20 protein-coding genes and 1 pseudogene are annotated in these 24,583 nt (G+C 65.0%); 11 read left to right on the top strand and 10 right to left on the bottom strand.

All coding sequences use genetic code 11. The features are described 5' to 3' along the window. Positions 1-222: 222 nt before the first annotated feature. The 8 genes and pseudogenes from IVB27_RS11370 to IVB27_RS11335 form a co-directional block, all read right to left on the bottom strand. A complete protein-coding gene (locus IVB27_RS11370) occupies positions 223-1,200 on the bottom strand; it encodes a hypothetical protein (RefSeq protein ID WP_247443610.1) in 978 nt (325 codons plus the stop codon). 87 nt (positions 1,201-1,287) lie between these two features. Further along, on the bottom strand, positions 1,288-1,851 hold the full coding sequence (locus IVB27_RS11365) for a thioredoxin family protein (RefSeq protein ID WP_247443608.1): 564 nt from the start codon (positions 1,849-1,851) through the stop codon (positions 1,288-1,290). A 31-nt stretch (positions 1,852-1,882) separates the two neighbouring features. Further along, complete coding sequence (locus IVB27_RS11360; RefSeq protein WP_247443606.1) at positions 1,883-2,581, bottom strand: cytochrome c biogenesis CcdA family protein; 699 nt, start codon at positions 2,579-2,581, stop codon at positions 1,883-1,885. A 379-nt stretch (positions 2,582-2,960) separates the two neighbouring features. Beyond that, positions 2,961-3,572, bottom strand: a complete 612-nt coding sequence (locus IVB27_RS11355; RefSeq protein ID WP_247351852.1) for a sigma-70 family RNA polymerase sigma factor — start codon at positions 3,570-3,572, stop codon at positions 2,961-2,963. A gap of 287 nt (positions 3,573-3,859) precedes the next feature. Continuing rightward, the gene (locus IVB27_RS11350) at positions 3,860-4,597 is read right to left on the bottom strand and encodes a response regulator (protein WP_247351854.1); all 738 of its coding nucleotides are present in this window, start codon (positions 4,595-4,597) and stop codon (positions 3,860-3,862) included. Positions 4,598-4,607: 10 nt separating this feature from the next. After that, positions 4,608-6,353: an ATP-binding response regulator gene (locus IVB27_RS11345; RefSeq protein WP_247443605.1), complete on the bottom strand. Its 1,746-nt coding sequence runs from the start codon at positions 6,351-6,353 to the stop codon at positions 4,608-4,610. Continuing rightward, positions 6,323-8,353 (bottom strand): sensor histidine kinase, encoded by a 2,031-nt coding sequence (locus IVB27_RS11340; protein ID WP_247443621.1) that lies wholly within the window; start codon positions 8,351-8,353, stop codon positions 6,323-6,325. The genes IVB27_RS11345 and IVB27_RS11340 overlap by 31 nt, the downstream gene beginning before the upstream one ends. Before the next feature lie 111 nt (positions 8,354-8,464). Then, a pseudogene (locus IVB27_RS11335) lies at positions 8,465-8,812 on the bottom strand (TRAP transporter substrate-binding protein); the annotation flags it as partial. Between the two features lie 222 nt (positions 8,813-9,034). On the opposite strand from IVB27_RS11335, the gene ugpB reads away from it, so the two are divergent. The 10 genes from ugpB to IVB27_RS11285 all read left to right on the top strand — a co-directional run bounded on the left by ugpB (position 9,035) and on the right by IVB27_RS11285 (position 19,804). Then, complete coding sequence (gene ugpB / locus IVB27_RS11330) at positions 9,035-10,339, top strand: sn-glycerol-3-phosphate ABC transporter substrate-binding protein UgpB (RefSeq protein WP_247443620.1); 1,305 nt, start codon at positions 9,035-9,037, stop codon at positions 10,337-10,339. A gap of 192 nt (positions 10,340-10,531) precedes the next feature. After that, positions 10,532-11,479, top strand: coding sequence for an aminoglycoside phosphotransferase family protein (locus tag IVB27_RS11325; RefSeq protein ID WP_247443603.1), 948 nt, complete (start codon positions 10,532-10,534; stop codon positions 11,477-11,479). Between the two features lie 221 nt (positions 11,480-11,700). Then, the gene (locus tag IVB27_RS11320) at positions 11,701-13,323 is read left to right on the top strand and encodes an ABC transporter substrate-binding protein (RefSeq protein ID WP_247443602.1); all 1,623 of its coding nucleotides are present in this window, start codon (positions 11,701-11,703) and stop codon (positions 13,321-13,323) included. A 6-nt stretch (positions 13,324-13,329) separates the two neighbouring features. Continuing rightward, complete coding sequence (locus tag IVB27_RS11315; protein ID WP_247443601.1) at positions 13,330-14,343, top strand: ABC transporter permease; 1,014 nt, start codon at positions 13,330-13,332, stop codon at positions 14,341-14,343. A gap of 9 nt (positions 14,344-14,352) precedes the next feature. Then, on the top strand, positions 14,353-15,252 hold the full coding sequence (locus tag IVB27_RS11310) for an ABC transporter permease (protein WP_247443600.1): 900 nt from the start codon (positions 14,353-14,355) through the stop codon (positions 15,250-15,252). 103 nt (positions 15,253-15,355) lie between these two features. Then, entirely contained in the window at positions 15,356-17,086 is a 1,731-nt protein-coding gene (locus IVB27_RS11305; protein ID WP_247443599.1) for a dipeptide ABC transporter ATP-binding protein, read from the top strand. A 15-nt stretch (positions 17,087-17,101) separates the two neighbouring features. Next, positions 17,102-17,281 (top strand): DUF4089 domain-containing protein, encoded by a 180-nt coding sequence (locus IVB27_RS11300; RefSeq protein ID WP_247339199.1) that lies wholly within the window; start codon positions 17,102-17,104, stop codon positions 17,279-17,281. 7 nt (positions 17,282-17,288) lie between these two features. Next, positions 17,289-18,683 (top strand): AtzE family amidohydrolase, encoded by a 1,395-nt coding sequence (locus tag IVB27_RS11295; RefSeq protein ID WP_247443598.1) that lies wholly within the window; start codon positions 17,289-17,291, stop codon positions 18,681-18,683. A 1-nt stretch (position 18,684) separates the two neighbouring features. Next, positions 18,685-19,077, top strand: a complete 393-nt coding sequence (gene hpxZ, locus IVB27_RS11290) for an oxalurate catabolism protein HpxZ (RefSeq protein ID WP_247443596.1) — start codon at positions 18,685-18,687, stop codon at positions 19,075-19,077. Between the two features lie 4 nt (positions 19,078-19,081). Next, positions 19,082-19,804: a GntR family transcriptional regulator gene (locus IVB27_RS11285; protein WP_247443594.1), complete on the top strand. Its 723-nt coding sequence runs from the start codon at positions 19,082-19,084 to the stop codon at positions 19,802-19,804. A gap of 119 nt (positions 19,805-19,923) precedes the next feature. On the opposite strand, the gene atzF is transcribed toward IVB27_RS11285, so the two are convergent. Both atzF and IVB27_RS11275 read right to left on the bottom strand, forming a co-directional pair. Next, positions 19,924-21,729, bottom strand: a complete 1,806-nt coding sequence (gene atzF, locus IVB27_RS11280) for an allophanate hydrolase (RefSeq protein ID WP_524536478.1) — start codon at positions 21,727-21,729, stop codon at positions 19,924-19,926. Positions 21,730-21,933: 204 nt separating this feature from the next. Then, positions 21,934-22,428, bottom strand: coding sequence for a MarR family winged helix-turn-helix transcriptional regulator (locus IVB27_RS11275; protein WP_247443590.1), 495 nt, complete (start codon positions 22,426-22,428; stop codon positions 21,934-21,936). 152 nt (positions 22,429-22,580) lie between these two features. On the opposite strand from IVB27_RS11275, the gene IVB27_RS11270 reads away from it, so the two are divergent. Continuing rightward, positions 22,581-24,431: a feruloyl-CoA synthase gene (locus IVB27_RS11270; protein WP_247443588.1), complete on the top strand. Its 1,851-nt coding sequence runs from the start codon at positions 22,581-22,583 to the stop codon at positions 24,429-24,431. Positions 24,432-24,583 lie beyond the last annotated feature (152 nt).

Here is a 24,583-nt window from a genome sequence, read left to right as displayed (position 1 = left end):
CCGCGAGCAATGCCACAAACAGGGGATGGCGCGAAAAGCAGTGAGCTGGGCGCGATGTGCTCCCTCCCCCCCGCTTGCGGGGGAGGGTCGGGGAGAGGGTAGCTCCGCAGGAAGACCCAGAGGAGAGAACCCTCACCCGGCGCTCTGCGCCGACCTCTCCCGCAAGGGGGTGAGGTTAGAGCGAGCACGCGGCCAGATCACGTGAGCCGAAGGGCAACCTTGTCACTGGATCTGATTGCTCTCAGCCGCGATCCCGAGGCGCCGGACGATCTCGGCGCCTACGGCCCGGGCCTCAGGCCGCGAACCGATGCGCGGGCTGCGAAACCGTTGTCCTGAGAGCAACCGGATCACAACGATGCAGTGCTCGTCTTCCGACCGGCCGCGGCGCTCGACCGTGATCGTCTTCACCTGGCGCCCTTCAATATGGTCGGCGCGCAACGTGCCGTCGCCCCACAGGCGTTCGACGCGGATATCGCCTTGGCGGATGATCCAGAAAGCGCCGGTCACGAGATTGGCGTATCTGTGCACGGCGAAAGCGGCAATCGCGCCAACCGGCAGCAGCATCATGTCGACCGGCCCGGGCGACAGGCCACGCCAGAGCCTGTAGGCGTAGGGAACGGTACATAGCGCGACGACGATCAGTGCGACGATCCTTATGTCCCTCGTGGAAAACGGCTCGAGGGGGTCGCCGAGACGCATCTCGGGATTGCTGGCATCGAGCGGATTGACGGGGGACTCGACATCGGGAACGTCGAATTGTGCGGCGATCCGCGCCACCGTGTCGTGCACGTGGGTGACATCGGCGATCGGCGGGGATGTCAGGCGCTCCCCGGAGGCCAGCGTGAAGGCGAGCCGAAAGCGGGCTTTCGCCCTCTTGCTGCCGGGAACCTGCAATCCCCTGATGTCGTCTTTGGCCACGACCCGCGTCCGGAGTTTTCCGAACGGGCGCTGCTCTCCGATCAAGATCTCGTCCGCCGTGATGATCCACACCACCGCCGGCGCCAGCATGATGACGCCGACGAACGCTGCTCCCACGAGGAGCGCGACCACGGAGATGATCACTTCCAGGGTGTCGTGCGTGAACAGGCCCGGCGTGAAGCACAGCGCAACGGCGGCCGCAAAGCCGGCCATGACCAGCCGCTGCGCGATCGAGGCGCCTTCACGAAGGCGAATGTCGGTGCTGGTGCTGGGGTCGTCCATCGCGGGCGGCTGATTGCGTTGCCGCGAAACTCCACGGACGGGTCCGTGGAGTCAAGCAACAAGGGCGGGACCGCCGTAGCCCGGGCATCAGCTCTTGGCGTTCAGCAGCTTTGCCACGGTGCGATCAATCTCGTCGTAGCGGCCTTCGCCCTCGTGCTGGAACACGATCTTGCCGTTCTGGTCGATGATGTACTGCGCCGGCCAATATCGGTTGCGGTAGGCGTTCCAGGTCTTGGAATCATTGTCCTGCGCCACCGGATAGGTGATGCCGTGGCGCTTCAGTGCGGACTGGACGTTCGAGGCCGAGCGCTCGAACGGGAATTCCGGCGTATGAACACCGACCACGACGAGGCCCTTGTCCTTGTACTTGGCATAGAGCTCGGTGACGTGCGGCAGCGTGTTGACGCAGTTGACGCAGCCATAGGTCCAGAAGTCCACCAGCACGACCTTGCCGCGGAGATCGGCAATGTTCAGCGGTTTGGAGTTGAACCAGTTGTTGATGCCGGCGAAGTCGGGCGCGGCCTCCTGGCTGGCGGCAGCGGTGACGACAGGCGCGGCGCGCGCGGCCTCGTCGCAGATGCCGGGGATGACGGCGCCGGTCACAGCGATGGCGATCAGTGCGGCGGAGACGGCGAGCAGTTTGAAAGTCATGGATGAGTCCTTCGGTTGCGATGCGCGATGATCACAGGCCGATCTGGCCGGTGGGATAAAAGCCGGTGAGCCACGCCACGATCAGCGTGTCGTATTGGAAATAGGCGGCGAGGGCGAAGCCGATCACCACGACGCCAAAGCCCTGCTGAAGCCGTGGCGAGATGCGGGCGAGGCTGCGCACCCGCGTGGTCGCGGCCTGCCCGCCATAGGCGATCGCCAGCATCGGAATCGCCGCGCCGATCGCGTAGGCCACCAGCAACGTGCCGGCCCAGCCAAAATTCTTCGCGGTCGCGACCAGCGTCAGGATCGAGCCGAGCACCGGGCCCGCGCAGGGCGTCCAGACCAGGCCAAGCGTGGTGCCGAGCAAGAGCCCGCCGAGCGCGCCCTCGCGCTGCGTAGCGTTGGAATTGCCGAGATCGAGCCAGCCATTGAGCCGGATCGACAGCCATTCGAACGGCGCCGGCCACAGCATCAACAGACCGAAGCCGAGCAGCAGGATCGATGCCGCCTCGCGCAGCACGTTCGGATCGAAATCGAACAGCCGCGTGATTGTGCCGAGCAGCAACGCGGTCGCCGAGAACGAGATGACGAAGCCGAGCGCGATCATCGCCGGCCGCAAGTGTCCCGCGCGCCCGATCGAGGCGCCGAGCAGGATCGGCAGCATCGGCAGCGTGCAGGGCGCGGCGATGGTGAGGACGCCGGCAAGGAGGGCGAAGGTGAGTTCGAGCATGGGGCACTCGTGATGGGGGTCACGAGAGGAGTTCGGGCGGGATGGGGCGGACGTTACGCGGCGTCACACGTTCGTGACGGGGAAGCCGTGGCCGCATCGGCGGTGTGCCCCCTCTCCCGCAAGCGATTCCGGCAAGCGGGAGAGGCGGGAGCCCGTGGTTGGCCCCACAGACCCCCAAAATACAAAACGACCCGGAGGGGGCATCCCGGCCGGGTCGTTGGAGGTCTTGGGAGGTTTAACGAAACCGTATGTGATCTTTATAGGAGGGAAGTTTTTCCGCCTGATGTTGTGCTTTGTTTCAATTGTTTCGTCCGCGGTAACACTTCCGTGTCCGGGATAGGACCATCGTAAAACCCTATCTCTTTGAAATAATTCATCTTTAGGCAGCGAAGCGCTCGACGCCGGCGCCCTTAAGCAACTCGGCCAGTTGCTTGCGGGCGTAGAACATGCGGGTCTTCACCGTGCTCTGCGGGATGCCGATGATCTGACCGACCTCCTCCACCGACTTCTCATGGTAGTAGACGAGGTTGATGATTTCGCGATGCGCGGGTGACAGTTTCTGAACGCAGGCGCGCAGGATGGCGCTGGTATCGCTGCGGTCGAGCGAGGTCTCGGGCGTGTCGCAACCATCGGCGATCTGGCGCACGTCTTCCTGGTCGATGTCCTCGAAGCGCCGCTGGCGCATCGCGGTGAGCGCCTTGAAGCGGGCGATCGAGAGCAGCCAGGTCGAGACCTGCGAGCGGCCCTGGAATTGGCCGGCGGTCCGCCACACATCCAGAAACACCTGGCTGACGAGGTCTTCCGCCGTGGTGGCGTCCCGCACGATCCGCAGGATGAAGCGGTAGACGCGCACACTGTGACGGCAATAAAGGATGTGCATGGACGTACGGTTGCCGTCGGCAATGCTTTCGAGAAGCATGTCGTCCGAGGTCGCCTGAGCGGCGATGATGCTCTGGCTGGCTTGGGCGTTGATGGCGATGACGTTCGGCATTGACTTGGCTCCCCGTAGCGCCGCAACCGAGCGGCGTTTCCTTCGAGCAAAGTGTTAATGAGCCAACGTTTCGGGACGTCTGCACGAAAAGAGGAAAATGGTTTCGTGCGCAGCCAAATTGTTTCGTCGGATAGGGTGCGACGAAACATTCGAGGCAAAAAGGCGTGGAATTTCAATATACGGAAAATACGGGGCGGGGGGTCGGCGGCGCCGGGAACGTATTTCGGGCTTTTGCGTTCGCTGTCGCCTCAACCCCGATGTCGTCCTGGCTTTCGCGAGGACGACACTCAAGCCTTCTCCCCGACCGGCGAGAACAAATAGCCGCCGCCGCGGATGGTGCGGATCACGGCGGGTTTTGTCGGATCGGGCTCGATCTTGCGACGGATGCGCATGATGCGCAGATCGACGGCGCGGTCGAAGGCTTCGGCGTCACGCGCGTTGGCCAATTCCAGCAGGCGCTCGCGCGACAGCACGCGCTTCGGGTTGGCCGCGAACACCTTCAACAGCCCGAACTCGGATGCGGTCAGCGGATGCTCGTTGCCCTCGTCGTCGCGCAAGGCCTGCGCTTCGAGATCGAGCCACTTTGTCCCGAACCGTACCAATTGCTCCTTGTCCGATTTCGCAGCCGCCGCTTCCGCCGCCACGGCTTTCACCGGCGTGCTCCGGCGCAGCACCGAGCGGATGCGCGCCATCAGCTCACGCAGCTCGCACGGCTTTGCCACGTAATCGTCGGCGCCGAGCTCGAGGCCGACGACGCGGTCGATCGGGCTCGCCGTCGCGGTGAGCATGATCACCGGCACGTTGATGCGGCTCTTGAGGTCGCGGATGATAGAGAGCCCGTCTTCCTCGGGCATGTTGAGGTCGAGCACGACGAGGTCGGGCATGCTGCCGTCGATCGCGGTGCGCAACGACTTGCCGCCGTCGCACAGCGTCACGGTGAAGCCGTGCATCTTGAGGTAATCGCCGACCATCTCCCGGGCCGGGGCCTCGTCATCGACGATCATGATGTGCTGGCTTTGGGTCATGGTCTTGAAATCACGGGATTTCTGTCGCGGGGAGGGTGATGGTGAAGGTCGAGCCCTTGCCGGGGCCCTCGCTCTCGGCGGTCACTTCGCCGCCATGCATGTCGATAATACGCTTGACGATGGACAACCCAAGCCCCGTCGAGCTCTCGCCGGCGGTCGGTTTTGCGGACAGTCGCTGGAACCGGCCGAACAGGCGGCCGAGATCCTCCGGCGACAGGCCGGCGCCCTCGTCGCTGACGCGGACGATGGTGTCGCCGCCCTCATGGCTGACGGCGACGTCGATCTTGCCGCCGATCGGTGAGTATTTGATCGCGTTGCTGATGAGATTGTCGATCGCCTCGCGGATGCGGTCGGTGTCGCACATGGTGACGATGTTGGCCGGCGCGATGACGCTGATCGCCTGCTGCTTGTTGACCGCGAGCGGCTGGTTGGCCTCGGCGACCTCCTTGACCAGGGCCGCGACGTCGACCGGCTCGCGACGGATGGTGATGTCGAAGGCATCGGCCATCGCGTCCGAGATCAGATGGTCGACCATCGTGGTCAGGCGCTTCGTCGCATCGCGGATGTGATCGACCTGGGCGACCACGCCGCTCGACGACGCGCCGGTCGAGATCAGCTCTTTCAGCATCTCGGTGCGGCCGAGGATGACGCCGAGCGGGTTCTTCAGATCATGCGCGACGGTGCCGAGAATCTCGTTCTTGAAGCCGTTGGCGCGCTGCAGCCGCAGCCATTGCGCCGAGAGGCGGCGGTTGGCCTGCATCAGCGCGCGGGTGCGCTGGGCGACGCGGTCTTCCAGCTGGGTGTTGGCGGCCTGGAGCTGCTGGTAGAGGATGACGTTGTCGAAGGCGATCGAGAGCCGGCTGGAGAAGATCTCGACCAGCGAGCGGTCGGTCTCCGACAGCTCGCGCTCGGCCTGGAGCAGCACAACGACCTCGCGGCCGCTTCCGGTGCGCAAATAGATCACGCTGCGGTGGTCGGCGAACTCGTTCTTGCGGCGCTGGAACGCGTCCTCCACCATCTGGCGCAGCTCGGGGTCGAGCGCCTTCGACGTGGTCATGCCGATGAAGCGGCTGTAGCAGCCGCTGCCGGCGAGCACCGAGAGCTCGGGGTCGATGCCGCCATTGTCGCGCAAAACCAGTATACCAGCGCAATCGACATTGAGCAGCGAGGCGAGCTGCGTCAGCACGCCCTCGGCGAGCCGCTGCATCGACTTGAAATCGTACAGCGTCGAGGCGGCGTCGATGATGATCTCGAGCCCGCGCCGGGTCTGCAGCATGCGCTCGAGCTGCTGGTAGGAGCGTAGCGCCGCGGTCAGCGAGGTGAACAGCTTGTCGGCGGTGAGCTCGGTCTTGGCCTTGTAGTCGTTGATGTCGTACTGCACGATCACGCGCCGCTCGGGCGCCTGGCCGGGCTGCCCGGTGCGCAGGATGATGCGCACGGTCTCGTTCTTGAGCTCGTTGCGGATGTACTCGACCAGGTCGAGGCCGGCGACGTCCGTTTCCATGATGACGTCGAGCAGCACGGCGGCGATGTCGCTGTGCGCGGCCATCAGCTTGCGACCTTCCGCCGCGGAATGGGCAGAGAGGATCTCCAGGCCCTGGCCGTTGAGACTGTAGTCGGACAGCGCGAAGCGGGTGCCGTCATGCACGGCCTGATCGTCGTCGATGACGGCGATCTTCCATTTCCGGGCGTCAACATCCTCCGACGCGGTACCGGTGTCGTCGATCAGGTGGAGGACATCGTCCTGTTCGGCCATTGAGAAGTCCCGTCAGTCTCTGTGCTTTGCGCGCCGCCCCTGGCGACCCGGGGCATGATAATGCGAAATGTAGTGCCTTGTCCCAGCTTGGATTCCAGCATCATGCGACCGCCGAGCTGCTGGGTGACGAGGTTATAGACGATATGGAGCCCGAGTCCCGTGCCACCTTCATTGCGCCTTGTGGTAAAAAATGGGTCAAAGGCCTGGCGCTGCACGTCGGAGGTCATGCCGGCCCCGTCATCGGTGAAGATGATCTCGACGTCGTCGGCCCCGCGGGGCCGCGCCGAGATCGTGATCGTGCCGGCACGGCCGTCGGCAAAGGCGTGGTTGGCGGCGTTGAGGAAGAGGTTGGTCAGGATCTGGCCGTAGGAGCCGGGATAACCGTCGAGCAGCAGCCCCTCGGGCATGTCGACATGGAGCGTGATCGGCGACCGCTTCAGCACCGGGCGCAGGCTCGCGATGATCTGGTCGGTGGCTTCGCTCAAGGAGAATTGCCGCCGCTCGGCATGGGAGCGGTCGACCGCGACCTGCTTGAACGACTGGATCAGTTCGCCGGCGCGCTGCAGGTTGGCGACCAGCTGCTGCGAGGCGTCGCGCGAGGACTGCACGAATTCTTCGAGCTGCGAGCGGCGCAGGCCGCCTTCGCCCTTGAGCTGGGCCTCGAAGATCTCGGTGCGCCGGGCAAAGCTGGAGGCGACGGTCAGGCTGATGCCGATCGGGTTGTTGACCTCGTGGGCGACGCCAGCGACGAGGCCGCCGAGGGCTGCGAGCCGCTCGGCATCGATCAGATTCTGCTGCGCGGTGTTGAGCTCGAGCAGCGCGCTCTCGGCCTTCTCCTTGGATGCGCGCAGCTCGTCCTCGGTCTCGCGCTTGGCAATCGCGTTTTCGCGGAATACTTCCACCGCGCGCGCCATGGCGCCGACTTCGTCGCGCGCGCGCGTGCCCTGCACCTCGCGGCCGAGGTCGCCGAGCGTAATCGCGCGCATCGCGGCCATGATCTGCTGCAGCGGCAGCCGGATCGACAGCGCGATCAGCACGCCGGCGGTGAGGATGATGCCGAGGAAGATTACGGCGATGGAAAGAACACGCCGCGAAATGTCCGCGAGCGTCCGGTCGAACGTCTCCTGCGCCTTCTGCTCGCGCTGGCGCATCTTGGTGGAGAGGTCGTCGATGGCGCCGATCGCCTCGGCCTGGTTGGCGTCGATGGTGTTGCGCAGCAGCTCGGTGCGGCTCGTGAGCTGTTCGGAGAGCTTTGCAAAGCCCTCGCGCAGCGCCATGGTGCGGGCCCCGAGCTTTTGCAGCGCCATGCGCTGGAGATCGTTGTCGGCGAGATCGATCATGACCGGGATGGTTGTCTCGATCGTCTCGGTGTTGCGCCGCGCCTCGTCGGCTGCGGCCGGTGACAGCGACAGATAGTAGGAATTGGCCGCGACCAGCATCGCGGTGAAGGCCTCGCGCGACTTGCCGAGCGAAGGCCAGATCAGCGCGTCGCGATGGCCGGTGGCGCCTTCGATGATGGAGTAGAGGCCGGCCATGTCCCTGGCGGGTCCCTGCACCTGGTCCTCGTAGGTCCTGGCGATGGTGACCTGCACGCTGCGCAGTTCGCCAAAGCCGTTGAGAAAGCGGTCGGTGGTACGCTCCAGCTCCTCGACCGAGCCCGACAGCATCGGGTCGTTGGCGGCGCGGTTGGTCAGCGTACCCAGCACCGCCTCGCGCAGCAGCAGGATCTCGGCGAACAGATCCGGGCTCGGCTGGTTGATGTAGCGGTGAATCAGATTGTGCAGCCGCCCTGTCTCGCTTTCGAGCAGCGCCAGAATCCGGTCGGACTCGCGCACCTGGCGCACGTCGTCCCAGGCCGAGCCGAGCACCTGCGAGCCGTTCCAGATCAGCGCGACCAGCACCACCACCACGGCGGAATTCAGCGCCGCGATCGACAGGATGCGCCAGCGGATCGGCACCGCCCGGAGCGCACCGAGGAGCCGCGCGCGCAGCCGCCCGATCGTGCCGGGCGGCCAGTCTGCGTGCTCGCTGTGTCCAAGCCCGGGCAAGAGGCCTTACTCCACCTTGCGAATGCGTTCGATCAGCGCGGTCGCGGCGGGATCGTCGACGGTCCTCGCGTAGACCACGCTCTTCACCGGGCGGCGCGCGCCGGAATCGCAGAGGGTGAGGCCGACCAAGCCGCAGGGCTCGAAACCGCCGAGGGTCTCGCTGCCGATGGGGCCGTCCAGCACCTTCCGCATGTGCTCGATGGACCGGAACAGGATCTTGTGCCGGCCGCCGCTGCGCTCGGCGATCAGGGCGCCCATGTAGCGCAGCGCCTGCACGGTCGGATAATCCTCGGTCTGGGTGTCGGCCGCGCGGAATTCACGCGCGACGGCGCTCGTCGCGCAGATGGCGATCACAAGCGCGACGAAAACCACCCCGGTCCGCGAGCGTTCGGCACGGTTCAACACTGGCACACTCAACCCCTCAGTGGTGGAGTCTATGGCGGGAGGAAAAGGTTCAATGCAATCTAGCAGATGGTCGGGGGAAGGCCATCCCGCCCGGCGCAGCCGCATGATTGTGCGGCGCGGCCGGCGCGCATTCCCGGTTGAAACCGCAAATGCCGCGCCTTAAGCAGGGACAGCCGCCTTTCGTCGTGCGGCACGGGAAGAGCCATCGTGACTTCAGCATCGCGCCTTTTGCAGATCGTCGCCGCCTTTGCGGCTCTCTCATTGGCTGCGCCGGTGCGTGCCGCCACCGACATCGCGTGGTGGCACGCCATGTCCGGCGAACTCGGCCGGCAGCTCGAGAAGCTCGCCTCCGACTTCAACGCCTCGCAGCCGGATTATCGCGTCGTGCCAACTTACAAGGGCAATTACACCGAGACGGTGACGGCAGCGATCTTCGCCTTCCGCTCGCGCAGCCAGCCCGCGATCGTTCAGGTCAACGAGGTCGCCACCGCCACCATGACCGCGGCCAAGGGTGCGATCTATCCCGTGTTCAGCCTGATGCGGGACATGAACGAGCCGTTCTCGCTGGGCGATTACCTTCCCGCCGTCTCCGGCTACTACACCGATGCGGCCGGCAATCTGTTGTCCTTCCCGTTCAATTCGTCGACGCCGATCCTCTATTATAACAAGACCATGTTCCGCGATGCAGGGCTCGATCCGGAGACGCCGCCGAAAACCTGGCCGGAGCTCGGCGCTGCTGCAAAACGCCTGCGCGATCGCGGCGCGGTGTGCGGCTTCACCACGTCCTGGCCGTCCTGGATCCATGTCGAGAACTTCTCGGCGTTTCACAATCTGCCGCTGGCGACGCGGGCCAACGGCTTTGCCGCGCTGGATGCCGAACTGACCATCAACAATCCGGTCGTCGTCAAACACGTTGCCCAACTTGCCGAATGGCAAAAGACAAAACTGTTCGATTATAGCGGCCGCGGCCAGTCGGCCGAGCCGCGCTTCCAGAACGGCGAATGCGGCATCTTCATCGGCTCCTCGGCGACGCGCGCCGACATCAAGGCGAATTCGAAATTCGAGATCGGTTATGGCATGATGCCGTATTGGCCCGACGTGAAGGGCGCGCCGCAGAACTCGATCATCGGCGGCGCTACGCTGTGGGTGCTGCGCGATCGCCCGCGCGAGGAATACAAGGGTGTGGCGCGGTTCTTCGCCTATCTGTCGCAGCCCGGCGTTCAGGCCGCCTGGCACCAGAACACCGGCTATCTGCCTGTTACCCGCGCCGCCTTCGAGCTGACGCGCGCGCAGGGCTTTTACGAGCGCAATCCGGGCTCGGCGATCTCGTTCGAGGAGATCACGCTGCATCCCCCGACGGAGAATTCGAAGGGCATCCGGCTCGGCTCCTTCGTGCTGATCCGCGGCGCGATCGAGGACGAGCTGGAGCAGGCCTTTGCCGGCCACAAGAGCGCGCAAGGTGCGCTCGATTCCGCGGTCGAACGCGGCAACAAGCTGCTGCGCCAGTTCGAGCGCGCCAGCCCGGATAGGTAGCGGCGATCCGAGCGCGCGCCTCATCCTTCGAGACGACCGCTTCTAGCGGTCTCCTCAGGATGAGGCTCAAGCGGCATCGGTGCCCGTTGAAATTGCTGCCGCGCACTCCGCCCTCATCCTGAGGAGCCCGCCAAAGCGGGCGTCTCGAAGGATGGGCCCCCGGGGATTGTTTGAAATGCTATTAAAGTTGCGATGTCGATGACGCTACCTCACTTCGCCGACGCAGAAAGCTTTCGCGCCTGGCGCTCCGCTTCCTCGCGATGGCTGCCGATCGCGCTCGACATCGTGCGCAGTCACGGTGTCGATGTCAGCGCGCCGCATGTGTTTGCGACCGGCACCAATCTCGTCGTCGGCCTCAGTGACCGGCTGATCCTGAAAATCTTCCCGCCGCTGCTTCGCGCGCAATTCGTCTCAGAGCGCGGCTCGCTGACGCAGCTTGCCGGCCGTCTACATTTGCCGATTCCCGAGATCGTCGCGGAAGGCGAGCGCGACGACTGGCCTTATCTGATCATCACGCGCCTTGCCGGCACGCTCGGCTCGGAGGTCTGGCCGCAATTAGCCGAAGCGCAGAAGGAGCGCGTGCTGCGTCAGATCGGCGAGACCATTGCGTCCGTGCAGCGCGCGCCGTTCGGCCCGCTCGCGCAAATCCAGCCGCGCTGGGACGACTTCATGCGCGCCCAGATGCTGGGCTGCAAGGCGCGGCACACGCGTCTCGGCCTTGCGCCGAAATTCCTCGCCGGCCTCGACGATCTCCTGCGCGACGCGCCAAAACTCATTCCGATGGACGCGCCGCCGGTGATCCTGATCGGCGAATACATTCCAGAGAACTTCTTGCTCGCCTGCCGCGACGATCAATGGTCGCTCGCCGGCCTGTTCGACTTCGGCGACGTGCTGACGGGATGGCGCGATTACGATCTGCTCGGCCCCAGCGCGTTCATGGCGGCGGGCCGGCCGGGGAGGGTGCGCAACCTGCTCGAAGGCTTTGGTTATGCAAAGCTCGATTTCGCGCTCAAGCGCCGGCTGATGGCCCTGATGCTGCTGCATCGCGCCAGCGACCTCAACAGCCACGTCTGCATCGAGGGCTGGCAGGAGAAGGCTGATAATCTTGTCGAGCTGCAGGACCTGATCTGGCCGGGATGACGCCCACGAGTTGAGCGCGGAGTACGGCAGTCTATTTTATGTGCAAATACGCCTCTTTGTATGCAATGCCTTGGCATCTTGATCGAGAGCGGCTGCTGGGCCGAAAAGCTATATTATCACGTACTAACAACATCTTATTGATTGACTAGCGTCTCGTTAAGCCTTGGCACGAACCTTGCGAATCCAGTTCCAACCAAAAACTTTTGAGTTGGAGCCGTTTCATGAAGCGCCGCGATTTCCTCAAGTCCGTTTCCGGATTGGCCGCTGGCGCGGCGCTTCCGGCCATGCCGTCCGTGATCTCGTCCGCCCAGGCCGATGCGCGGTCGGAGACGCTGCTGATCGTCTCGGAAGGTGGCCCCAACAATCTCGATATCCATGGCATCGGCACCAACGTGCCCGGCTACGAAGTGTCGTGGAATTGCTACGACCGCCTGATCAGCCACGAGATGAAGAGCGGCCCCGGCGGCGTGCCCTATTACGACCGCGACAAGTTTAGGGGTGAGCTCGCCGAGGACTTCAAGATCGACGAGATGTCGGTCACCTTCACGCTGAAGAAGAACGCCAAATTCCACGATGGCGCGCCTGTGACCGCCAAGGACGTCAAATGGTCGCTTGACCGCGCCGTCAGCGTCGGCGGCTTTCCCACCTTCCAGATGAGCGCGGGCTCGCTGACGAAACCCGAGCAGTTCGTCGTGATCGACGACTACACGGTGCGCGTCGACTTCCTGAAGAAGGACAAGCTGACGATCCCCGATCTCGCGGTGATCGTGCCGTGCATCATCAATTCCGAACTGGTGAAGAAGAATTCGAGCGAGAAGGATCCCTGGGGTCTCGAATTCACAAAACAGCAGACCGCGGGCTCCGGCGCCTACAAGGTGACGAAGTGGACCGCCGGCACCGAAGTGGTGATGGAGCGCAACGAGGATTGGGTCGGCGGCCCCTTGCCGAAGATCAAGCGCGTGATCTGGCGCATGGTGCCGCAGGCCGGCAACCGCCGGGCGCTCTTGGAGCGCGGTGACGCCGACATCTCCTACGAGCTGCCGTTCAAGGATTTCCAGGAGATGAAGGCGAGCGGCAAGCTCAACGTGGTGTCGCTGCCGTTCTCCAACGGCATCCAGTATATCGGCATGAACGTCACCAAGCCGCCGTTCGACAATCCCAAGGTACGTCAGGCGGTCGCCTATGCGATTCCCTATCAGAAGATCATGGACGCGGTGATGTTCGGGCTGGCGAACCCGATGTTCGGCGCGGCCAAGGACAAGCCGACCGAAGTCGCCTGGCCGCAGCCGCACAAATACAACACCGACATGGACAAGGCGAAGGCGCTGCTCGCTGAAGCCGGTTATGCCAACGGCTTCGAGACCACGATCTCGTTCGATTTGAATTTCGCCGGCGTCAACGAGCCGCTCTGCGTGCTGGTGCAGGAAAGCTTGGCCCAGATCGGCATCAAGACCACCATCAACAAGGTGCCCGGCGCCAACTGGCGCACCGAATTGAACAAGAAGGAGATGCCGCTCTTCACCAACGTGTTCTCGGGCTGGCTCGATTACCCCGAATACTTCTTCTACTGGTGCTATCACGGCAACAATTCCGTCTTCAACACCATGAGCTACAAGTCGGCGGAGATGGACAAGCTCATCGACAGCGCACGCAATGCGGCAGCTATCGGCGACACGGCGACCTACGACATCGACGTGAAGGGCTTTGTCGACCTCGCCTACAGCGACATCCCGCGCATTCCGCTGTACCAGCCCTTCGTCAACGTCGCGATGCAGAAGAACATCAGCGGCTACCAATACTGGTTTCACCGCCGTCTGGATTACCGCACGATGGCGAAGGGGTGAGGGGTCATGCTGACCATGATCGGCAAGCGCCTGATGTTCGCGATCCCGTCGCTGATCGGGGTCGTCATCGTCACCTTCCTGCTGACGCGCGCGCTGCCCGGTGACCCTGCCGCGTATTTCGCCGGTCCCGCCGCGACCAAGGAAGCCGTCGAGCAGATCCGCAAAAAGCTCGGCCTCGACAAGCCGCTGATCGAGCAGTTCTTCCGCTACACCAACGACCTCGCCCATGGCGATTTGGGCAATTCGCTCACGACGGGCCAGCCGGTCGCGGCGGAGATCCGCAACCGCCTGCAGGCCTCCGCCGAATTGACGCTGCTCGGCCTCGTCGTCTCGATCGTGATCGCCATTCCGCTCGGCGTGCTGGCGGCGACGCGGCCGGGATCATGGGTCGATCATCTCTGTCGTGTCACGACGACGGCTGGCGTCTCGCTGCCGGTGTTCTTCACCGGCCTCGTGCTGGTCTATGTCTTCTATTTCCGGCTCGGCTGGTCGCCCGCGCCGCTTGGCCGGCTCGATGTGTTCTATAGCGCACCGCCGACGGTAACCGGCTTCTACCTGATCGACACCCTGATCGCGCGCGACCTCGAGGCGTTCCGTTCGGCATGCAGCCAGCTCATCCTGCCGGCGACGACGCTTGCGATCTTCTCGCTGGCGCCGATCGCGCGCATGACGCGCGCCTCGATGCTGGCGGTGCTGTCGTCGGAGTTCGTGCGCACCGCGCGCGCCAGCGGCCTGTCGCCGGCGACCGTCATCGTCACCTACGCGTTTCGTAACGCGATGCTTCCCGTCATCACCACGCTCAGCATGGTGTTCTCGTTCCTGCTCGGCGCCAACGTGCTGGTCGAAAAAGTGTTCGCATGGCCCGGCATCGGCTCTTACGCGGTCGAGGCGCTGATCTCGTCGGACTTCGCGCCGGTGCAGGGTTTCGTGCTCACCATGGCGGTGATGTACGTGCTGCTCAATCTGGTGATCGATATTCTCTATGGCGTGATCGATCCGCGCGTGCGGCTGGAAGGGTAGGGAGCATTCATGAGTTCTGTTGCGCCTGCTGTTGAACCCGTCGGTCCCGCGCGGACGTCAGGGCTCGTCGCGCTGCTCGACCAGACCCGCTACGTGCTCGGCGAGAACAAGGTCACGGGCTTCGCCTTCGCGCTGCTGATCGTGATCCTCATTGCTGCGATCTTCGGTCCCTATGTGGTGCCGTATGATCCGCTGGCGTCCGACACCGCCGCGTCGCTGAAGCCGCCCTCGGCTGCGCACTGGTTCGGCACCGACCAGCTCGGCCGCGACATCTTCAGCCGGGTCGTCGTGGCGACGCGGCTCGATGCGTTCATCGCGGTGGCCTCCGTCGTGCTGGTGTTTTTGATGGGCGGGCTCGCCGGCATCGCCGCCGGCTATTTCGGCGGCTGGACCGACCGTATCGTCGGCCGCATCGCCGACACCATCATGGCCTTTCCGCTGTTCGTGCTCGCCATGGGCATCGTCGCGGCGCTCGGCAACACCGTGCAGAACATCATTTTGGCGACCGCGATCGTGAACTTCCCGCTCTACGCCCGGGTCGCGCGCGCCGAAGCCAATGTGCGCCGCAATGCCGGCTTCGTTCAGGCGGCGCGTCTCTCCGGCAACGGCGAATTCCGTATTCTTCTCGTGCATATTCTGCCCAACATCATGCCGATCATGATCGTGCAGATGTCGCTGACCATGGGCTACGCCATCCTCAATGCCGCCGGCCTGTCCTTCATCGGCCTCGGCGTCCGTCCGCCGACGGCGGAATGGGGCATCATGGTCGCCGAAGGCGCGGGCTTCATGGTTTCCGGCGAATGGTGGATCGCGCTGTTCCCCGGCCTCGCGCTGATGATCGCCGTGTTCTGCTTCAACCTCCTCGGCGACGGCCTGCGCGACATCGTCGACCCGCAGCGGAGGACGTGATGGCTGGAGTACGCGCAAATTCCCGCTCAAAATTCTCCAATGAAATCAATCCAATTCTACTGTGCATGGGGTTGTTTTCGACGTTTTTGTTTGGGAGGCACCCTTGACCGCCCGGCCCCTGCTCGACGTCCAGGACCTCACGGTCGAATTCAACACCCGCCGCGGCATCGTCAAGGCGGTGCAGCACGTCAACATCTCCGTCGCCAAGGGCGAGACGCTTGCCATCGTCGGCGAGTCCGGCTCCGGCAAATCGGTGACGTCGTATGCGGTGATGCGCATCCTCGACCGGGCGGGCCGAATCGCCGAGGGCTCGGTGATGTTCTCCGGGATCGACGTCAAGGCCGCGACCGAAGACCAGATGCGCGACCTGCGCGGCCGCGAAGTCTCGATGATCTTCCAGAACCCGCGCGCCGCGCTCAATCCGATCCGGAAAGTGGGCGATCAGATCGAGGACGTGCTGCGCACCCATGTGCAGCAGGCCATGGTCTCGGACCGCGGAGAAAAGGCGATCGAGGCGCTGGAGCAGGTCAAGATCGCCCGCCCGCGCGAGCGCTATCACGCCTATCCATTCGAGCTGTCCGGCGGCATGTGCCAGCGCGTCGTCATCGCGCTCGCGCTCGCCTGTAATCCGCAGCTGCTGATCGCGGACGAGCCGACAACTGGGTTGGACGTCACCACCCAGAAGGCGGTGATGGACCTGATCGTCGAGCTGACCAAGCGCAAGGCGATGTCCACCATCCTGATCACGCACGACCTCGGCCTCGCGGCAGCCTATTGCGACCGCGTCGTGGTGATGGAAAAGGGCCGGGTGGTCGAGACCGCGAAAGCCGCCGACATCTTCGCCAGCCCGCAGCACCCCTATACGAAAAAGCTGATGCGCGCGACGCCGCGGCTCGGCGTGAGCCTGCGGGATCTGTTGCCCGAGGAGGAGGCGGGTCCATCGACGGCATCAAGCAGCGCCCCAGCGGAGAGCCTTGCTGTCCCCGCCAGCGGGAAGCAGCCCCTTCTCCTCATCGAAAAGCTCGTCAAGGAATATCCCCGTCAAGGCGCCACTACCACGCTTGGCAAATTGTTCGGCCGCAAGCCGCCGGTCGAGCCGGATATGTTCCGCGCGGTCGACGGCATCAGCTTCTCGATTGGCCATGGCGAGAGCGTCGGCCTGGTCGGCGAGTCCGGCTGCGGCAAATCGACCACGTCGATGATGGTGATGCGGCTCTTGGACCAGACCTCGGGCCTGATCCAGTTCGACGGCGAGGACATCGGCGGCATTGCGCCGGCGGGATTTGCCCGGCTGCCGCAACGCAGCCGTATCCAGATGGTGTTCCAGGATCCGACCGACAGCCTCAACCCGCGCTTTACCGCCGCACGCGCCATCATCGACCCCATCATGCAGCTCGGCGACATCAGGGGGCGCGATGCGCTGCGCACCCGTTGCGAGGAACTGGCCACCATGGTGGGCCTGCCGCTCAATCTGCTCGATCGCTTCCCGCATCAATTGTCGGGCGGCCAGAAGGCCCGCGTCGGCATTGCCCGCGCCATCGCCCTGCACCCAAAGCTCGTCATTCTGGATGAGCCGACCGCGGCGCTCGACGTCTCGGTGCAAGCCGTGGTGCTCAATCTGCTTCAGGACCTCAAGGCACGGCTAGGTATGAGCTATCTGTTCGTCTCGCATGATTTGAATGTGGTGCGCTTGTTGTGCGATCGTGTCATTGTCATGCGGTCGGGTCGAATCGTCGAAGAAGGCTCTTCCGACAGAGTTTTGAGCGATCCGCAGGACGATTACACCAAGGAGCTGCTGACGGCGATCCCGCATCCGCCGTTGCCGTTGCATTGATTGTTTGGGAGCGTGATGGCCGAACCGCTGGACGATTACATCGACGCCGTATCGCAGGCGCTGGCATTGCCGGTCGAGGACGCTTGGCGACCGGCCATTCGCGCCAACCTCGAAGTCTCGTTGCGGCTCGGCCGCCTCGTCGACGAATTCGCGCTGCCGGACGAGACCGAGCCGGCGCCCGTGTTCACGGTCTGACGCCGCCATGACGACCAAGCCAGAGATGACAGCTTCCGATATCGCGAGCGCGGTTGCGGGCCGTAAAATGTCGGCGCTCGATGCGACCGAAGCAGCGCTTGCGCGCATCAAGCAGCACGACACCATCCTCAATGCGTTCACCGACATCACCGCCGATCGCGCCCGCGCCAAAGCGCGCGCGATCGACGCCGATATCGCCGCCGGCAAGACCGTCGGCCCGCTCGCCGGCGTGCCGTTCGCGGTGAAGAACCTGTTCGACGTCGCGGGCCTCGCCACACGCGCAGGCTCGAAGATCAACCGAGACCGCGTGCCCGCCACGCGCGATGCCACGCTGATCGAGCGCATGGAGGCCGCCGGCGCCGTGCTGGTCGGTGCACTCAACATGGGCGAATACGCCTATGACTTCACCGGCGAGAATGTCCATCACGGTCCCTCGCGCAATCCGCATGACACCACGCGAATGAGCGGCGGCTCCTCCGGCGGCTCGGGCAGCGCTGTCGGCGGCGCGCTGGTGCCGATCGCGCTCGGCTCTGATACCAACGGTTCGATCCGCGTGCCGTCCTCCTTCTGCGGCATCTTTGGCCTGAAGCCGACCTATGGCCGGCTCTCGCGCGCGCGCTCGTTTCCGTTCGTCGCGAGCCTCGATCATCTCGGCCCGTTCGCGCGCTCGGCCACCGATCTCGCGCTCGCCTACGACGCGATGCAGGGCCCGGATGCCGACGATGCCGCCTGCACGACGCGCGGGATAGAGCCGACGCTGCCGCTGCTCGCCAATCCGGTTTCGGATCTGCGCATTGCGATCGCCGGCGGGTACTTCCAGCAGAATCTGTTTCCGGAAGCCGTCGAGGCTATCGGCCGCGTCGCCAAGGCGCTGGGCGCAACGCGCGTGGTGGACGTGCCCGAAGCCGCGCGCGCCCGTGCCGCGGCCTATGTCATCAGCACCACCGAAGGCGCCTCGCTGCATCTCGATCGCCTGCGCAAGCGGCCGAACGATTTCGATCCAGCCGTGCGCGACCGGTTGATCGCGGGCGCCATGGTGCCGGCGCCGCTGGTCGACCGCGCCCAGAAATTCCGTCGCTGGTATCGCGCGCAACTCGCCGAGGTCTTCAAGTCCGTCGACGTGTTGCTCGCCCCCGCGACGCCTTGCACCGCGCCAAAGCTCGGCCAGGTCAATTTCAGCCTTGGCGGCGTTGAGCTGCCGGTGCGCGCCAACATCGGTATCCACACCCAGCCGATCTCCTTTATCGGCCTGCCCGTGGTCGCCGTGCCGGTGCCGCTCGAGCCGCTGCCGATCGGCGTACAGATCATCGCCGCGCCCTGGCGCGAGGACATCGCGTTGCGTGTCGCGTACGCGTTGGAGAAGATGGGCGTCGTCGCCGCGCCCAGCCCAAAAGGATTTTGAGATGGAGATCGATCTCCCCGACGTGATCGCGGAAGTCAAAGCCGCGTTCGACCGCTACGAGCAGGCGCTGATCACCAACGACGTCGCCGTGCTCGGCGAGCTCTTCCGCAACGATCCCCGCACGCTGCGCTATGGCATCGGCGAGAACCTCTACGGCTATGAGGCGATCTCCGGCTTTCGAGCCGGGCGCTCGCCGGTCGGCCTCAACCGCCGCACTGCGAAAACCGTGATCACCAGCTATGGCCGCGACACCGCGGTCGCCTCCACCCTGTTCTATCGCGACACGGTGCCGGGTAAGGTCGGCCGGCAGATGCAGACCTGGGTAAAATTCCCGGAGGGCTGGCGCGTCGTCGCCGCCCATGTCAGCATCATCGACGAGTCGAAAGAGACCTGATCGTATGACGCTTGACGACCTTCCGCAGGGAACACTGCCGGCCGAGCCGGTGGTGCCGCGCGTCGACCGGGCGTCGCCTTCGGTGCAGAAGGTCACGCGCGCCGAGGAGCTGCGCCTGCAGCTCGCCGACGAGATCGTGCGCGGAGCCCTTGCCCCCGGCGCGCCGCTTGACGAAACCGACATCGCGCGCCGCTTCGGCGTTTCGCGCACGCCGGTGCGGGAAGCACTGCGCCAGCTCGTGGCAAGCGGCCTCGTCGAAGCGCGTGCTCATCGCGGCGCGGTCGTGGCGCAGCCTTCATTCGAACGGCTGACAAGCATGTTCGAGGCGATGGCGGAGCTAGAGGCGCTCTGTGCAGGTCTTGCGGCCGAGCGCATGTCTGCCGTCGAGCGCCACGGCCTGGAGGCCATCCACGAAGAGCTGCGGGTCTTGAGCTACACCGGCAATCCCGATCGTTTCCACGAGGACAACGAGCGCTTCCACAACGCGATCTATGCAGGCTCGCAGAACGGCTACATCGCCGAGATCACGCTGGCGACCCGCGTGCGCGTGCAGCCGTTCCGCCGCGCCCAGTTCCGGAACCTCGGCCGTCTCGCCAAATCCCAAGCCGAGCACGACCGCGTCGTCGTCGCCATCATGCGCGGCGACAAGCAGGGCGCCGCCGCCGCGATGCGCGCGCATATCGAGCTGGTGCGCGGGGAGTACGAGATCTACGCGGTGTCGGTGTGATCTCATCCTGAGGAGCGGCCGAAGGCCGCGTCTCGAAGGATGAAAGGCCGAGATGCAGCCGCGTGGCCTTCATGGTTCGAGACGGCGCCTGCGCGCCTCCTCACCATGAGGAGATGCACCTATCTCGTCGCCTTCTCCGCCATATACGCCCGCCAACCGCCATAGTCCGTAATGTCGCGGGCGTCGCCCAGCACTTCCGGCTCGACGAGAAACCCCTTCACGGTGCGGCCGTCGGCCAGCCGCACCGTGCCGATCGCCATCGGCGCGGGGATCGCGTTGACGAACTTGCCGAAAGCGGACGACGACAGCGACCATATCTCCAGCTCGATCGACGCGCCCTTGTCGGCTTCGACGCGCAGCATGCCCGGCTTCGGCGGCGTGGTCTTCAATGCGTAGAGCTTGTAGTCAGCCGCGGTCCTGGTCGCCTCGATCAGGTGGCCGTTCAGCGCTTTCAGCTCGCCGTTCAGCGCCATGCCGGACAGATGCGCGCCGACGACGGCGATCGGAATTTCATCGACGCTGGTCGCGGCAAGCGGCGCGAGCGGAGACTGCGCCACGCCCCTTGCGCCAAGCGTCAGCTCCGTAGCCGCATGAAACACGCGCCCGATGCTCGCGAGCAACGCGTCGTGGCCGGCGGGCGCAAGCAGCGTGATGCCGAACGGAATGCCGTCGTCACGCATCGCTGCCGGCACCGCGAGGCCGCAGAGGTCGAGCAGATTGACGAAATTGGTGTAGGTACCGAGCCGGCTGTTGAGCTCGACCGGATTGGCCAGCACCTGAGCGGTCGTATAGACCGTCGGTGCCGTCGGCAGCACCAGCGCGTCGACGTCTGCAAACGTGCGCTCGGCGATCTTGCGCAGGCCCTGCAAGCGGTAGAGCGCGGAGAAGGTCTCCGCCGCCGTCAGCCGCGCGCCGGCCACGGTGATCTCGCGCGTCACCGGATGGATCGCATCCGGCCCGGACGCCAGCAGGTCGCGGATCACGAGATAGCGCTCGGCGACCCACGGTCCCTCGTAGAGCAGCCGCGCCGTCTCGTAGAACGGCTCGAGGTCGAACTCGACGAGCGCTGCGCCAAGCGCGGTCCAGCGCTTCAGCGCATCGCTAAAGGCCGCTTCCGCCTGCTTGTCGCCGAAAAAGATCAGCTGTCCGTTGCGCGGCACGCCGAGACGCAGGTTTGCCGGGAGCGGCGTGATCGCGCCCAGCGGCCGGTCGCGCGAGAACGGATCGGTCTGGTCGGGGCCAGTCATCACGGAGAGCGCCAACGCGGCGTCGTCCACGGTCAGAGCGAACACCGAGATGCAGTCGAGCGTCCGGCAGGCAGGCACCAGGCCCGCGGTCGAGATCATGCCGAGGCTCGGCTTGAGACCGACGATGTTGTTGAGCATCGCCGGCACGCGTCCAGAGCCGGCGGTGTCAGTTCCCAGCGACAGCGGCACCAGCCCGGCGCCGACGGCGGTGGCCGAGCCCGAGCTCGATCCGCCGGGAATGAGATCATCGCGGATCGAATTGCGAGGGATGCCATGAGGGGAGCGTACGCCGACGAGGCCGGTCGCGAACTGGTCGAGATTGGTCTTGCCGATGATGATGGCGCCGGCGGCGCGCAGCCGTTGCACCGCGGTCGAATCATGGGTCGGCGTATACGAGAAGGCCGGGCAGGCCGCGGTGGTCGGAAATCCCAGCGCGTCGATATTGTCCTTCACCACGACCGGCACGCCATAGAGCTGCAGGCTGGCGACATCCTTCGTGGCGAGCTTCTCGGCCTCCGTGGTCGCGTCCTTTTCGTCGCGCAGGCTGATGAACACGGCCGGATCGTTGTGGTCGCGGATGCGCTGATAGGTGCGCGCGATCGTCTGCGCCGGCGTGAGCATGCCCGCGCGATGCGCGGCCACAATCGCGGCGATCGTTTCAGGCTGCTCAGCCCCCATTTCAGCCCTCATGGCCACAAAACTCCGGCTATCTGTCTTCACCCGGATCGAAGCAAGCGATGTGCCATTGTGTACACAATCCGGGCAGGACGAGTGCTCCGGATACTATCGGGGGATCAGTGGCTTGGGGATATTTCGCGGGCTGTCGGGCTTTAAGGCCCGCGCCCTGTTACGGGCAATTGCGTAAATATTGGGCAGTCTGGGTCAGGTGAAGTCAGCGAGGATCCGCAGCAGCCGTTCCCGGTTCTCCTTGCCGATCCTGTCCTCGACATGCCGCTCGTGCTCCGCGGCGAGGCGCTTGAATTTCGCCAGCGCCGTCTCGCCTTGCGCGGTGAGGTGCAGGGCATGGGAGCGCCGGTCGGTCTTCGATCTGACCCGCTTCACGAGCCTGCGCTGTTCGAGGCTGTCGAGCAGATGCACAAGCCGCGCGCGCTCGATGCCGAGGCGCTTGGCCACCGCCATCTGCGAAAGGCCGGGATTGGCGCCGATCACCGTCAGCACCGAATATTGCGTCGGCCGGATGTCGACATTGCCGAGCGTTTTGATGAAGTCCTGGAAAATCCAGATCTGGAAGCGCCGCACCGCATAACCGGCGTGGCCGACCAGTGCATCGAGGCCGATTTCGTCCGCGTCGTTCCGCGGCGTTGCGCCGTTGGCCGCACGCTTGCGTGGGAAAGTCTGGGCTGCGGTGGTTGTCACGTCGGGTCTCCTGCCGGGCCATTGTTGTAGCGTCTTCGCCGTGCCAACGGAAGATTGTTGTTGACGACAACAATTGCCACGCCCAACATTATGGCCAACGCGGCCCGCGACGAGGCTGCGGCCGATCCCGGCATCCGGGCGAGGAGGAAACCATGACAGCCGCCCCACGCGGTGATGCTTCGAGCCTGTTCGCGACGCCCAGAACCGTTGCCGAGCATCGCGCCGACGGCAGCATCGTGCTGCGCTCGCCCGACCCCCTGCGCGATGGCGCACGCTGCATCGGCGACTGGCTGGAGCAATGGGCGCGGCAGAGGCCCGATGCGATTTTCCTCGCGGAGCGCAGCAGCACCGAGGCGCCATGGACCACCGTTACCTATGCGCAGGCGCTGCGCCAGGTGCGCGCGGCGGCGTCCTGGATTTTGGCGCGGGGGCTCAGCGCAGAGCATCCGCTAGCGATCCTCTCCGACAACAGCATCGATCATGCGCTGCTGGCACTTGCGGCCCAGCATGTCGGCGTGCCCTCGGCGGCGATCTCGCCAGCCTATTCGCTGATGTCAAAGGACTTTGACAAGCTCAAGAGCATGATCACTCTGCTTGAGCCCGCCGCGATCTATGTCTCAGCAGTGAAGCCGTTTGCGGCGGCGATGGCCGCGATCAAGCCCCTGCATCGTGCGCAGATCATCAGCGGCAATGCAGACGATATCGATGCGCTGGCCTTCGGCACCATCGCGGCAACGCCCGAGAGCCCCGAGGTCGCAACGGCCTTCGCCGCGGTGACGCCCGATACGATCGCAAAATTCCTGTTCACCTCGGGCTCGACCGGTGCGCCGAAAGCCGTGATCAACACCCAGCGCATGCTGACTTCCAGCCAGCAGGCCAAGGCGCAGACCTGGACCTTTCTCGAGCAAGCTGGCAGCGATCTCGTCATTCTCGACTGGCTGCCCTGGAGCCACACGTTCGGCGCCAACCACAATTTCAATCTCGTGCTGCGCAATGGCGGCTCGCTCTATATCGACGGCGGCAAGCCTGCGCCGGGCCTCTTTGCGACGTCACTCGCCAATTTGAAAAGCGTGATGCCGACGGTCTATTTCAACGTGCCGCGCGGCTTCGACATGCTGATCGCGGCGCTGCGCGGCGACGAGGCGCTGTGCCGCCGCTTCTTCGGCGAGGTGAAGTTCGCGTTTTACGCCGGTGCCGCGCTGCCGCAAAATCTATGGGACGCGATCGAGGAGCTCTCCGTCAAGACCGTTGGCCGCGCGATACCGATGGTCTCGGCGTGGGGTTCAACCGAGACCTCGCCGCTGGCGACCGACTGCCATTTCCTCGCGGAGCGCTCGGGCAATATCGGCGTGCCGATTCCCGGCACCGAATTGAAGCTCGTTATCTCCGGCGACAAGCTGGAGGTGCGCGTGCGCGGCCCCAACGTCACGCCGGGTTACTGGAAGGCGCCGGAGCTAACCAGGCAGGCGTTCGACGAAGAGGGTTTTTATCTCATCGGTGACGCCGTGAAGTTCGCCGACGCCGGGCGGCCCGAGCGCGGCCTGTTCTTCGACGGCCGCGTCGCGGAGGACTTCAAGCTCAATTCCGGCACCTGGGTCAATGTCGGCACGCTGCGCGTCGCCGGCATCGCCGCGCTGGCGCCGCTCGCGCAGGACATCATCGTCACCGGTCATGGCGGCGACGAGGTGCGCTTCCTGGTGTTCCCGAACATCGCCGCCTGCCGCGTTCACGCGGGTTTGCCCGAGACGGCAGGTGCGAACGACGTGCTCGCGCATGAAAAGGTCAGAGCGGCGATCGCGCGGGGTCTCGCGAAACTGAGGCAGCAGGGGGCCAATTCCTCCGGCCACGCCACGCGCGCACTGCTGCTCGCCGAGCCGCCGTCGGTGGACGGCGGGGAGATTACGGACAAGGGCTACATCAATCAGCGCGCCGTGCTAACGCTGCGCGCCAAAGCGCTGGCGCGGTTGAACGACGATGCGCCGGGGGAGTGGATTGGTCCGTAGCGGTTGTTTGGGCCCGTGCCCCGGACGCAGCGCAGCACGCAGTGGTGCGCTGCAGAGCGGGGGCCTATCTCGCCTAGTGCGCGCGGTCGCATGGATCCCGGCGCCGCGCAGCAGCGCTTCACGCTGCAGCGCGTCCGGGACACGAGAGTTGG

The organism is Bradyrhizobium sp. 197 (assembly GCF_023073375.1).
Lineage (GTDB): Bacteria > Pseudomonadota > Alphaproteobacteria > Rhizobiales > Xanthobacteraceae > Bradyrhizobium.
The sequence above is the reverse complement of the archived record's forward strand: the minus strand, read 5'-3'. Positions and strand labels throughout refer to the sequence as shown.